The organism is Nocardia sp. NPDC004722 (assembly GCF_053601505.1).
The window spans coordinates 1-11,987 of sequence record NZ_JBSGBY010000229.1; the positions used below are offsets into that span (position 1 = coordinate 1).

General features: G+C 66.9%; 13 protein-coding genes and 2 pseudogenes. 5 read left to right on the forward strand and 10 right to left on the reverse strand.

Annotated elements, in window-relative coordinates:
• Positions 1 to 661, reverse strand: a pseudogene (locus ACWELQ_RS22315) (hypothetical protein); the annotation flags it as partial.
• 27 nt (positions 662 to 688) lie between these two features.
• Positions 689 to 877: pseudogene (locus ACWELQ_RS22320) on the reverse strand (helix-turn-helix domain-containing protein); the annotation flags it as partial.
• Between the two features lie 454 nt (positions 878 to 1,331).
• Between ACWELQ_RS22320 and ACWELQ_RS22325 the strand changes: the two are divergent.
• On the forward strand, positions 1,332 to 1,532 hold the full coding sequence (locus tag ACWELQ_RS22325; protein ID WP_452398983.1) for a hypothetical protein: 201 nt from the start codon (positions 1,332 to 1,334) through the stop codon (positions 1,530 to 1,532).
• Between the two features lie 107 nt (positions 1,533 to 1,639).
• Here the strand turns inward: ACWELQ_RS22325 and ACWELQ_RS22330 are convergent, their stop codons facing one another.
• The 3 genes from ACWELQ_RS22330 to ACWELQ_RS22340 form a co-directional block, all read right to left on the reverse strand.
• Entirely contained in the window at positions 1,640 to 2,671 is a 1,032-nt protein-coding gene (locus tag ACWELQ_RS22330; RefSeq protein WP_452398984.1) for an aspartate-semialdehyde dehydrogenase, read from the reverse strand.
• 4 nt (positions 2,672 to 2,675) lie between these two features.
• Positions 2,676 to 3,941, reverse strand: a complete 1,266-nt coding sequence (locus tag ACWELQ_RS22335; protein ID WP_452398985.1) for an aspartate kinase — start codon at positions 3,939 to 3,941, stop codon at positions 2,676 to 2,678.
• Between the two features lie 86 nt (positions 3,942 to 4,027).
• Positions 4,028 to 4,453, reverse strand: coding sequence for an SgcJ/EcaC family oxidoreductase (locus tag ACWELQ_RS22340; protein ID WP_452398986.1), 426 nt, complete (start codon positions 4,451 to 4,453; stop codon positions 4,028 to 4,030).
• Between the two features lie 96 nt (positions 4,454 to 4,549).
• On the opposite strand from ACWELQ_RS22340, the gene ACWELQ_RS22345 reads away from it, so the two are divergent.
• On the forward strand, positions 4,550 to 5,026 hold the full coding sequence (locus ACWELQ_RS22345) for a MarR family winged helix-turn-helix transcriptional regulator (protein ID WP_452398987.1): 477 nt from the start codon (positions 4,550 to 4,552) through the stop codon (positions 5,024 to 5,026).
• On the opposite strand, the gene ACWELQ_RS22350 is transcribed toward ACWELQ_RS22345, so the two are convergent.
• The gene (locus tag ACWELQ_RS22350) at positions 5,027 to 5,602 is read right to left on the reverse strand and encodes a dihydrofolate reductase family protein (protein WP_452398988.1); all 576 of its coding nucleotides are present in this window, start codon (positions 5,600 to 5,602) and stop codon (positions 5,027 to 5,029) included.
• 72 nt (positions 5,603 to 5,674) lie between these two features.
• On the opposite strand from ACWELQ_RS22350, the gene ACWELQ_RS22355 reads away from it, so the two are divergent.
• The 3 genes from ACWELQ_RS22355 (at position 5,675) to ACWELQ_RS22365 (ending at position 8,273) form a co-directional block, all read left to right on the forward strand.
• Positions 5,675 to 6,253 carry a TetR/AcrR family transcriptional regulator gene (locus tag ACWELQ_RS22355; RefSeq protein WP_452398989.1) on the forward strand — a complete coding sequence of 193 codons (579 nt, stop codon included), beginning with the start codon at positions 5,675 to 5,677 and terminating at the stop codon, positions 6,251 to 6,253.
• Positions 6,254 to 6,457: 204 nt separating this feature from the next.
• The gene (locus tag ACWELQ_RS22360; RefSeq protein ID WP_452398990.1) at positions 6,458 to 7,039 is read left to right on the forward strand and encodes an SRPBCC family protein; all 582 of its coding nucleotides are present in this window, start codon (positions 6,458 to 6,460) and stop codon (positions 7,037 to 7,039) included.
• Positions 7,040 to 7,064: 25 nt separating this feature from the next.
• The gene (locus ACWELQ_RS22365; RefSeq protein ID WP_452398991.1) at positions 7,065 to 8,273 is read left to right on the forward strand and encodes a low temperature requirement protein A; all 1,209 of its coding nucleotides are present in this window, start codon (positions 7,065 to 7,067) and stop codon (positions 8,271 to 8,273) included.
• 27 nt (positions 8,274 to 8,300) lie between these two features.
• Here ACWELQ_RS22365 and ACWELQ_RS22370 read toward each other — a convergent pair whose 3' ends face one another.
• From ACWELQ_RS22370 to ACWELQ_RS22385, 4 genes are all read right to left on the reverse strand, one after another.
• Positions 8,301 to 9,092: an ion transporter gene (locus tag ACWELQ_RS22370; RefSeq protein ID WP_452398992.1), complete on the reverse strand. Its 792-nt coding sequence runs from the start codon at positions 9,090 to 9,092 to the stop codon at positions 8,301 to 8,303.
• A 77-nt stretch (positions 9,093 to 9,169) separates the two neighbouring features.
• Positions 9,170 to 10,798, reverse strand: a complete 1,629-nt coding sequence (locus ACWELQ_RS22375; RefSeq protein WP_452398993.1) for a GMC oxidoreductase — start codon at positions 10,796 to 10,798, stop codon at positions 9,170 to 9,172.
• A 111-nt stretch (positions 10,799 to 10,909) separates the two neighbouring features.
• Positions 10,910 to 11,620, reverse strand: coding sequence for a type 1 glutamine amidotransferase (locus ACWELQ_RS22380; RefSeq protein ID WP_452398994.1), 711 nt, complete (start codon positions 11,618 to 11,620; stop codon positions 10,910 to 10,912).
• Positions 11,617 to 11,987: DUF1727 domain-containing protein (locus tag ACWELQ_RS22385; protein WP_452398995.1), on the reverse strand; the 371-nt coding region annotated here is incomplete at its 5' end. The genes ACWELQ_RS22380 and ACWELQ_RS22385, both read right to left, overlap by 4 nt.

The window sequence follows — 11,987 nt, forward strand, 5'->3', positions numbered from 1 at the left end:
CCTCGCCCAGCCGGTCCGCGGCGGCACGCGCCGCCGCCAGCCCGGCCCGCGCGGCCGTACGATTGCCGTCGGTCGCGGCGATCACGGCCAGCATGAGCTGCAGGGATCCGTAGAGCGACAGCACTTCCGGCTTCGGATGCTCGGCCGCCGCCTGGGCGGCCAACGCCGCCACCGACACTCGCGCGGCCTGTTCGGCCTGTTCCAAACGTTGCAGGCGCAGGAAAGCCTGTGCCATGCGATATGTTCCGGCCACGACGCTGAGCGCGTCACCGGATTCCTCGGCTGCGGACAATGCGCGGTCGGCCGCGACCCACGCCGCGTCGACCTCCTCCTGACGGGTGAACGCGGTCGCGGCGACCTGATAGGCCCGCGAGAGTTGGGTCAGCACTTCCGGCCGCTGTGTCACGGTCGACCGGGCGGCGTGCTCGAGATCCGGGATCAGTTCCAGCAGACTGCTGCCCACCTCGACCAATCGGGACTCGTGCGCCAGCTGCCAGGCCAGGTCCACGCGCTCCTGCAGCTCCGAGAGTTTCAACTCCGACTCGCGATCGGCGTCGTCTCCGAAAAGCTGTTCCAGTGCGGGATGTCCGGTCAGCAGCAGCCGCAGCTGCTCGAAAACCGCCGCGCCGGGCCGTTGCCCGTCACCGCGGTCGGCGGCCATCGGTTCGGCTGCTTCGGGTCTCAGGTCGCGTACCGCCACTCCGAGCACGTCCGCCAGTCTTTGCAGAACGGACAGTCGCTCAACAGGTAGTACGTCTCGCTCTACCTGCGACACCCAGCTTTCCGAGCGCCGAATCGCCGCTCCCAACTCTTTCTGCGATAGTCCCCGCCGCCGGCGCAACTCCGCTACCCGTGCCCCAAGGGTACTTTCGGCCACCGGGTCAAACTCCTTCTGCCTGATCGGCTTTCCCGGCCGTCACCGCCCGCTTGTTTCGCCGATGTCTACCATGCCCTTCTCCTTCCGCCCTTTCCGTCCAGACGGGATCTGTCGACAAGGATTCCAGACCGGGCGAGCTTACGGCGCACAGTATGGAACATGGATTTTTCTTATTGCACCGCAATTTTTCTGTGTTTAACGTTTGAAGAGGACCCGTCGAACCAAACGGACGACAAGAGGTGGTCATGCCCGGCGAACTTCTCTTCTTCCTACTCGGAGCCGGAATCGGCGGCGCGGCAATGTGGTTCGCGGCGTGCGCCCTTGCGGCCACCAAGTATTCCTCCACTGCCGACGGGGCGACGGTGCAATCCATCACCGCGCGCCTCGAACGCGAGGGTATCCGGAACTCGCGCTCTGTGAAAGGTCAACCAGCGACGCACCGAGCGCAGGCCAGATGACCGCCGCACCGAAAACCGATGAAGTCCATGTGCGCCTCCGGTTTCCCGGCGGAATGATCTTGGATTACCGCGCCGAACGCGCAATTGCCGAACGCCTCGCAGCGCATTTGCGACCCCATCGCATTGAAGTCACCATCGACGTGCAGCCGACCGACCGACTAGCCCCACTCCCCTGCGCCGAACTTTGGACAGATTGACCAAGTTTCACCGGGCGCCGGGCCGATCCCGGGGAAAATTCGAAAACGGACCGTGCACTTTGTTGTGCACGGTCCGTTACGTCTATCCGAGTTACAGCCAGATCTGATCAGTTGTTCAGAAGAACTTCCGCGATCTGAATGGTGTTGAGCGCCGCGCCCTTCCGGAGATTGTCACCGGAGATGAACAGCGCCAGACCGCGCCCGTCCGGCACACCCGGATCCTGGCGGATGCGGCCGACAAGCGACTCGTCGATACCGGCGGCGGCCAGCGGGGTGGGGACATCGGTCAGCGTGACGCCAGGGGCCTTGGCAAGAAGTTCCTCGGCGCGCTCCACCGAAATCGGGCGAGCGAACTCGGCATTGATCGACAGCGAGTGACCGGTGAAGACCGGCACGCGCACGCAGGTGCCGCTCACCAGCAGATCCGGCAGACCCAGGATCTTGCGGGACTCGTTGCGCAGCTTCTGATCCTCGTCGGTCTCGCCGCTGCCGTCGTCGACCAGCGAACCGGCCAGCGGGATCACGTCGAAGGCGATGGGGGCCACGTACTTGTTCGGAGCCGGGAAATCGACCGCGCTGCCGTCGTGCACCAGCTTCTCGGCATCGCCGATCACCGCGCGCACCTGCGAGACCAGCTCCTCCACACCGGCCAGGCCGGAGCCCGAAACCGCCTGGTAGCTGGACACGATCAGCCGCTGCAGCCCGGCCTCGTCGTGCAGCACCTTGAGCACCGGCATGGCGGCCATGGTGGTGCAGTTCGGGTTGGCGATGATGCCCTTGACGAGGTTGCGGGTGGCCTCCGGGTTGACCTCGGAGACGACCAGCGGCACGTCGGGATCCTTGCGCCAGGCCGAGGAGTTGTCGATGACCGTGACACCGGCCGCCGCGAAGCGCGGGGCCTGGACACGAGACATGGTGGCACCGGCCGAGAACAGCGCGATGTCCAGGCCGCTCGGATCCGCGGTCTCGGTGTCCTCGACCACGATGTCCTTGCCGCGGAACGGCAGCGTCTTGCCCGCCGAGCGCGAGGACGCGAAGAAGCGCACCTCGTCGGCCGGGAAGTTGCGCTCCTCCAGCAGCTTTCGCATGACCGCGCCGACCTGACCGGTCGCGCCGACGACGCCTACACGCACACCCATGGTCTTATCGCCCCGTTCCGCCGTGCACCACGGCGACCTCGTCGCCGCCCAGATCGAACGCCGAGTGCAGCACCTTCACGGCCTCGTCCAGGTCGTGGTCCTTGACCAGCACCGAGATTCGGATCTCGGAAGTCGAGATGAGGTCGATGTTGATGCCCGCCTCGGCCAGCGACTCGCAGAAGGTGGCGGTCACGCCCGGGTGCGACTTCATGCCCGCGCCGACCAGCGACACCTTGCCGATGTGGTCGTCGTACACGACCTGGGAGAAGCCGATATCGCCCTGCTGCTTGGTGAGCAGCTCGACGGCGCGCGGGCCCTCGAGCTTGGGCAGGGTGAAGGTGATGTCGGTCTTGCCGGTCTCCACCTTCGAGATGTTCTGCAGCACCATGTCGATATTGATCTCGGCATCGGCGACCGCGCGGAACACCTTGGCGGCGTAGCCCGGCTTGTCCGGAATGCCGACCACGGTCACCTTGGCCTCGCTGCGGTCGTGCGCGACGCCCGTGAGGATTGCTTGCTCCAAGGGGATGTCCTCCATCGATCCGGTAATCATGGTGCCCGTTTTGTCGGTGTACGAGGACCGCACGTGCACGGGCACGTTGTAGCGGCGCGCGTACTCGACGCAACGCAGCATGAGAACTTTCGAGCCGCAGGCGGCCATCTCCAGCATTTCCTCGTAGGAGACGGTGTCCAGCTTCTGGGCGTCGGTGACGATGCGCGGGTCGGCGGAGAAAACGCCGTCCACATCGGTGTAGATCTCGCACACATCGGCATTGAGCGCGGCGGCCAGCGCGACGGCGGTGGTGTCGGAACCACCGCGGCCGAGCGTGGTCACGTCCTTGCTGTCCTGGCTCACGCCCTGGAAGCCCGCGACCAGCACGATCGTGCCTTCACCCAGCGCCTGCTGCACCCGGCCCGGGGCCACGTCGATGATCTTGGCGTTGCCGTGGGTGCCGGTCGTGATGACACCCGCCTGCGAACCGGTGAAGGAACGGGCCTCCGCGCCGAGCGAGTGAATCGCCATGGCGACCAAGGCATTGGAGATGCGCTCACCCGAGGTGAGGAGCATGTCCATCTCGCGAGCGGGGGCGGCGGGCGCGACCTGCTGGGCCAGATCGAGGAGCTCGTCGGTGGTATCGCCCATGGCGGAACACACGACGACCACATCGTGGCCCTGCTTCTTGGTCTCGACGATCCGCTCAGCGACCCGACGAATGCGCTCGGCGGTGGCGACCGAGGATCCTCCGTACTTCTGGACGACTAGAGCCACGGCGGAAATCCTCCAAGATCGACAAACTGCTGCTACCGACCCACAAGAGTACCGGCCCAGGTCGCCCGGATTTCCCCTACCTCCAGTTACTTGGCGAACAGCGCGTTGAAAAGCCAGTGGTACTTGGTGTTCTGGAAGGCGGCGATGGACCATTCGCCGTCGGTGCGGGCCACCACGTAGAGGACCATCTTGGTGTTGAAGCGGTTGCGCTTCTTACGGCCCTTCACCACCGCGCCGCGCCCGTGCACCAGAGCCACGTCCGGCGAGACGAAGCGCACCGAGGTGATCTCGCCGTCGGTGCGGGTGCCCTTCAGGAACTTGGTGAACAGCGGCGCGTGCGAGGACTCGATGGCGTCGCGACCGGTGATCCGCTGCCCGAACCACGTGACGTAATCGGCATCCGGCGCGAAGACGGCCGCGAACGCCGCGGCGTCCCCGGCTTCCCAGGCCCGGTCGGCTTCGGCCAGCAGTTCGCGGACGGCTGCTTCATCGGTGCGCTGCTGTGTGGTCATGGCGTCCCTCCCGAAATATCTGAATCAGGCAACAAGTGAATCGGTAAGTAGTTGACTGAGTAAGATATTGTCCGAGTAAGACTAAGGTGTCAAGGGATGAGCAAGAAACACGAGGAGCTGGGGGCCGCACTCACCTTCGCCGCCCAGCGCAGCGCCACCGATGCCGTGATGATGCACGGCGCCATGGCCGACAAGCTCGGCCTGCACGTCACCGACCTGCGCTGCCTGACCATGCTGCGGGCGAGCGGGCCCGCCACCGCCGGTGAACTGGCCCAGCGCACCGGCCTGACCACCGGGGCCATCACCCGGATGATCGACCGGTTGCTGAAGGGCGGATTCGTTCGGCGCGAACATGATTCGAAGGACCGCCGCCGCGTCATCATCACCGCCGTGGACGAGCGCATCGCCGAGATCGCGCCGCACTACGAGGTCCTGGCCCGCGAGTTCGGCAAGATCGCGGGCGATTACAGCGACGCGGAGCTGACCTTGCTGCTGGAGATCTTCAACCGGCTGCACGAGACCGCGGTGCACGTCACCACGCTGCTCCGCGAGGGCGATCGACCGGCCGGGTGATCAGGCCCGGTCGAGCCAGGTCACCTGCGTGCCATTGGCGAACTCCCGCCGCCGGGTGACCGTGAACAGGCTCGGGCTGAAATCGCCGGCGATCATCGGCACACCCGCGCCCGCGAGGACCGGGTAGCTCTTGATGACCAGCTGATCGATCTCGCCGAGCAGCTGACCCGCCAGGTCACCGCCGCCGCAGAGCCAGATATCAAGGCCCGCTTCCTTCTTCAAGCCCCGGACCAGTTCGGCCGCGCCACCCGAGACGATCTCCACCTGCGGGCTGGCGACCGGCGCGAGGGTGCGCGAGAAGACGTACTGCTTCAGGTGATCGAAGGGACTCTCGGCGCCGACGGCGAGACCGGGTTCGTAGCTGCCGCGTCCCATCAGGACCGTGTCGAACTTTTGGTTCGGGGTGTCGACCGGCATGCCGATCTGGGCCCGAACATGGCTCGGCAGGGTGTCCGGCAGCTCCTCGCCGAACCAGGCCATCATGTCCTCGCCGATCGGATAGAAGTCGAATTCCCCCTGCGGACCTGCGATGTAGCCGTCGAGGGAAACCGCCACGTAGTAGACGAGCTTTCGCATGCTTTACCGCCTTGTTCGTAGTACTGTGTCCGTAGTGATTACGAACGTAGTACTACACATGGAGTGGTGTCAATGGTTCGAACGAATCCGGAACGACGAAACGCGTTGATCGACGCGGCAATCGAGGTTCTCGCGCGCGACGGCGCGCGCGGACTCACCTTCCGCGCGGTCGACAAGGAGGCCGCCGTGCCCGCGGGCACCGCCTCCAATTACTTTCCCAACCGGGACGAGCTGCTGGTCCAGGCCGGGCACCGCTTCTACGAGCGGCTACAGCCGAGCAAAGAGACGATGGACCACCTGTTCACCGGGCCGCGCACCCGCGAGACCATCGCGGAGCTGATGGCCGAGACCGTCGCGCGGATCACCGGATTCCGCACCGGCTACCTCGCCCTGCTCGAGCTGCGCCTGGAAGCCACCCGCCGACCGGACCTGCAGGCGATCCTGTCCGAGCGAGTGCGCGCCGACATCGATTTCAATGTGCGCAACCATCTGGAATCCGGGTTGCCCGGCGATGCCGACTCGGTGTTGCTGTTGTATCTGACCCTCAACTGGCTCATCGTCGAAAGGCTCACGCTGCCCGATATTTTCGGCGACAACGAGGCGGCGCGCCTGATCCGGACGGCGGTCGAACGGGTCATTCCGGCGGTGTGACGGGCATCACCAGACCGGGGAGTCGGCTTCACTCAGCGGTTACCTTTTCGAGATATTTACTACCTCCTCCGGCGTTGCCGGATTGCCCTGCCAGCCAGGGCAAATCGACATAATCAGACCGACCAGTCGGTCAGAAGCGGCCGTGAGCACAGTTGACTCTCGCAGCGACGCTGGTCACAATCGGTGCCCGAGTGGAGGGTAGATATGCGCACGAAAACTGACCACCGGTTCGTCATCGACATCGATCCCGAACAGGTGATGGACGCGTTGCTCATGGTCGAGCAGATGCCCGACTGGTCGCCCTCACACCAGGACGTCCGGGTCGCCACCCGCGACGAATTCGGCAGACCCAAGCGCGCTTACGTGTCGGCCAATCTGATGGGCCGCCCCGACCGGCAGGTCGTCGAGTACACCTGCAGCGATCATCGCGTGGAATGGCGGGTCAGCGAATCCAGCGCGGGCGCCGGCGGCAAGGGCTGGTTCGACCTCGCCGAGACCGAGGACGGCGCCACCGAGGTCTGGTACCACTCCGAGCTCTACCTGCCGATCCCCGCGCCCGGCATGCTCCTCAAGCGCAGCGCCAAGCGCGAGGGCGACGCGATGATCACCAACTTCATCGCCTTCGTCGAATCCATCACCGGCCTCGAAGGACTCGGCGAGGCGGAGGAAGCGTCCTACGCCGAACCGGCCGCCGGATACGAGGATTTCAGCGGCTACGTCCAGCCGGGATACGCGCAGCGTATGGACTACGGCCGGAATTTCGAGCCGGGCTTCGGCACCGCCTGATCAAATTCCGGGCAGTATGTCCCTCATGCCCGGTCCCGCACGCACCCGCATGATGCCGGTCGCCGAAGACGCCTCGGTGACCCAGCTGGAACTGTTCTTCGACCTGGTGATCGTCTTCGCCTTCACGATGGTCACCGACTTCGCGGCGCACGAGACGACCGCGATCAATCTGCTGCGCGCCCTGCTGATCCTGGCCATGCTGTGGTGGGGCTGGATCGGCTACTCCTGGCTCGGCAACGTGGTCAAGGCCGACGAGGGCATCGCCCGGGTGGCCATGTTCGTGGCCATGGGCGCGGCGTTCATGATCGCGCTCACGATTCCCGAGTCGTTCCACGATCTGCCGGGCGGCTGGTACGGGCCACTGGTGTTCGTCATCGCTTATCTGGTGATGCGCTTCGTCCACCTGAGCGTGTTCTGGATGGCCAGCGCCCACGACGCGCAGCTGCGCCGCCAGGTGATCCGTTGGGCGGCAGGCTCACTCAGCGTCGCCAGCGTGCTGCTGGTGGCGGGCGCGCTCGCCCACACCACGGTCCAGCTGGGGCTGTGGCTGGCCGCGCTGGTCTGGGACATGGGCTGGACGTTCTTCGCGGGCAACGAATGGCGGCTGTACTCGCCCTCGCACTTCGCCGAGCGGTACGGGCTGATCGTGATCATCGCGCTGGGCGAATCCATCGTGTCGATCGGCGTCGGCGTGGCCGGGCTGCCGATCTCCTGGTCGATCACCGTGGGATCGATGCTGGGCCTGGCGGTGGCGGGCCTGTTGTGGTGGGCCTACTTCGATGTCGCCGCGATGGTGGTGGAGCACGCCATGCACACCGCCGCGGGCGAGCGCCGCATCCAGATAGCCCGCAACTGCTACACCTTCTGGCACTTCCCGATGATCGCCGGAATCGTGGCCATGGCCTTGGGTTTGAAGAAGGTGCTCAGTTACGTCGGTGGCGCGCAGGGTCATTCGCTCAGCGACGAGCTACACGGGATTCCGCTGTTCGCGCTGTACGGCGGCGTGATCGCGTATCTCGTTGCCCTGGTGGGATTCCGGCACTACGCGACCGGGAAGCTGCTGGTGCCGCGGCTGGTATCGGCGGCCGTGCTGCTGGTGCTGCTGCCCGTGGCGTCGACGGTGCCCGCGCTGGCCGCGCTCGGCATGCTCTGCGCGGTCCTGCTGGCGCTCATCGTGTTCGAGGTGGTCCGATATGCCCAGCCGCGCGATCTGATCCGGCACGGGCAGTTCTGAGGCCGTACGCGGGGGTACACAGCACGGTCACGGAAGCCGCGGCGTCACCCGGTTGTCGACCGACTCCGCCACCCGCTCGCCCGCGTGCACGGCGTCGCGGATCTGATTGATGTTCTCGCGCAACGCGTCCGCGACCAGTTCGTCGGTGCGCGGATCGGCGAGCACCTGGAAGATGACCCGGAAGCTGGCGTCCGCCACGCTGCGGATCATCTCCTCGTGGAACGGGACGTAGCGCACCTTCCCCAGTTGGGGATCGTTGCGGATGATCTCGAGGATCATGGCGTCGATCTCGGAGTGGTTCTCCTCCAGCGCGTTCGCGATATTGCGGGTGTAGCGGCCGCAGCGCAACACCTCGGCGACCTCCTCGAGCACCGCGATGGTGACCGGCCGCTTGATCGCGTCCACGATCGCGCCGACCGAACGGTTCACGATCGCCGCGGTGATCCGGTCGCCGAAGGCGCGGTCGGCGACGCGGCCCAGCCGCACCGCGATCACCACGATGCGCAGCAGCCGGAAGCCGCGGAAGAACGGGCTGGTGACCGGGATCATGCCCAGCACCTCGTACCAGTAGATGAACGGGAAGGTCCAGCTCCAGCCCTCCCGCCGCCAGCGCCACAGGAATTCGAGCAGGAACACGCCGCAGATGCTGTAGTCGACGATCCGGATGGTCCGGAAGGTCTGGTCGGCGACCGGGAAGAAGGTCACCCAGACCACCAGCGCCACCGAGACCACGGCGAGGGCGAGCATGAACAAATCGGTCCACAGGGCCGGAGGCTTGTGCGGGAACTCCCCTGCCTCCGGTGCGTCGGCCTCGATCACGACGTCCCCTTCCTCATCGAACGGTCCCGCCAGCGTAGTCGGCGCAAATGACCGGGGAAGGGGCGTCGCGTGACGGCCTAGCGCCCGGCCCGGATGATCGCCTCGATATTGCGTTCGGCCACAGCGGTAATGGTGAGCGACGGGTTCACCGTCGCCGTGCTGCCCGGAATGCCCGCGCCGTCCATGACGTACAGGCCCGGGTGGCCGACCACGCGGCCGTAGCCGTCGGTGGCCCGGCCCAGCACCGCGCCGCCGAGCGGGTGCGCGGTGAAGAAGCCTTGCGCGTCATAGGCGATCGGCGTGTAGTCCACCACCGAGCCGCCCGCCTGGGCCACCTTGTGATCCACCGCGCGGCACGCGGCCACCACCGCGTCCTGCGCCGCCCGCGGCCAGCTCAGGCCGACCCCGTTGCTGCCGCGGTCGTAGCCGAAGCGGGCCCGCGTCGGGTCCAGCACGATGCCCAGCGACGCGATCGCGCCGGTGTCCACCGGAATGCCCGGCACGTACCAGCTTTCGAGGTGCAGCGGCATGCCGGAGTCGTCGAAGATGCGGCTGGCGCTGGGCACGCCGCCGCCGGTGGCCGACAGCGAACTGATGCTGCGGGCCAGCACCACATCGCCATTGGTGCCCCAGCCGTCGCCGACGTGCTCGTTGAGATTCGGCAGCGCGCCGGTGGCCTGCGCGCGCACCAGCAGTTCGGAGGTGCCGACCGAGCCCGCGCCCAGGAACAGGCGATCGCAGGTGAGGGTGCGGGTGCGCAGCACCTGACCGGCCGGGGACAGCTTGCTGACCGTGACCACGTACTTGCCGCCGCCGTCTTGGCCGATGCTGTCGACCCGGTGGCCGGGGAAGATGGCCGAACGGCCGGTGCCCTCGGCGTAGCGCAGGTAGTTCTGGTTCAGATCGAACTTGGCGCCGTTGGAGTTTCCGAGATTGCTGCGTGAGGCCGTCGCCGAGGGGCGGCTGCCGCCCGACAGCTCGGAGCGCACCACATCCCAGTTGAAGATCGAATCATTGGCCTGCGGTTCGTATCCCGCGGCCCGCACCTGCTGATCCCACACCCGGGAGTGGGCGAAGGGCGCGGAGTCGTACACGTCCTGCGGCATGGTGGACAGCCGCAGCATCTGCCGGACCCGCGGGTAGTAGACCGAATCCAGTTCGTCGTAGCCGACCACGCCCCCGAAGACCTGGTCGAAGAGGTGTTTCGGCGGCGCGACCATAGCGCCGGTGAACACGATCGACCCGCCGCCGACGGCCGCGGCCCGCCACACGTCGATGCCGGGATACTGGGTGACATCGAGCACGCCGCCGAAATCACCGACGGGCATGGGGACCTTGGTGACGCCGGTGAAGCTGCTGCGATGCCAGAAGCCGCGACCGTCGGGCAGGTCGTCGCCGGTGAAGATCTCCCGCCACGGATCGTTGGGCCAGCGCGAACCACGCTCGAGCACGGTGTTCTGCACGCCCGCCTCGGCGAGGCGCAGCGCGGTCACCGCGGCGCCGAAACCGGAGCCGATGACGATGGCCTCGCTGTGTTCGGGCGGATCCGGTAGCGGCGCGAAGATTTCCGGTACCCACGCCTGGAACAGCGCGTTCCACAGCGGATCGGCGGACGCGGTTCCGGCGCCGCGGTAGGCGGCACCCGTTCCGACACCCGCCAGCAGAGCCGCCATCCCGGCAGCCTTGAGCACGGCGCGTCTACGCAACCGGCCACCTCCCTAGTCACCTTGGCCGCGCGCGAGATTACCGGTCAGCCGACCGGGCCTCAACACCTTCGTGAGAGATCACTGCCGGAAACCTTTTCACCGATACCTGTGTCAGGCGCGCAGGCGTTCGCGGCGGAGTTGGTCGACCTCCGGGAGATCCAGGGACGGAAGGGAATCCACGCCGAGGGCCCGGCAGAGGAGGTAGTCGGCGAGTTCGGGGTTTCGGGCCAGGGCGGGGCCGTGCATGTAGGTGCCGAGGACCGAGCCCTGGATGACGCCCTCGAGGCCGTCGCCCACGCCGTTGCCGACGCCCTTGGTGACCCGTCCCAGCGGCTTGGCGTCGCCGCCGAGCTTCGTTCCGCCACGGTGGTTTTCGAACCCCGTGAGGGCCGCCGAGAGGCCGGGGATCATCGGCTGGGTGGCGACCTCGCCGATGGCGCGCTTGTCCTGCGGCGAGGTGGTGACGTCGAAAAGGCCGACGCCGTCGACCCGTTCGCCCGAAGAGGTCTCGTACCAGTGGCCGAGCACCTGGATCGCCGCGCAGATGGCCAGCACCGGCGCGCCCCGTTCGGCGGCCTCCTGCAGGCCCGGATAGCGCTGCAGGTGGCGGGTGGCCAGACGCTGCGCCGAGTCCTCCGCGCCGCCCAGGGTGTAGACGTCCAGTGAGTTGGGAACCGGCTCGGTGAGCGGGATTTCGATGATCTCGGCGTCGTAGCCGCGCATGCGGGCGCGCTGCCGCAGCACGACGGCATTGCCGCCGTCGCCGTAGGTGCCCATCACGTCGGGCAGCACCAGGCCGATGCGGACGGTGGATTCACTCATGCCTTGGTCCCCGTCTCCAGATCGCGGTTCAGGTCGCGGAACGCGGTGTAGTTGGCCAGCACCTCCACCCGCCCCGGCGGGCAGGAGGCGATGGCGCGCAAGGGATCCGCGACGGTGATGTGCTCGACGCCCGCGTAGGTCAGGCGCACCGCCAGATCGGTGGCGCGCTCACCGGCGGCCACCACCTGGGTGCCCTCGAAGTGCTCGAAGCGCACATCCCACAGCCACGACAGGTCCTCGCCGTCGGGCACCTGGCCGTTGACCGCGATCACCAGACCCGTTGCGGCGCTGGCCGGTGCGGGCGTGCATTGCATCGAGATCCCCGCCGTCGCAGCCGCACTCGCCGGAATCCGGCGCTCCTGGCTGA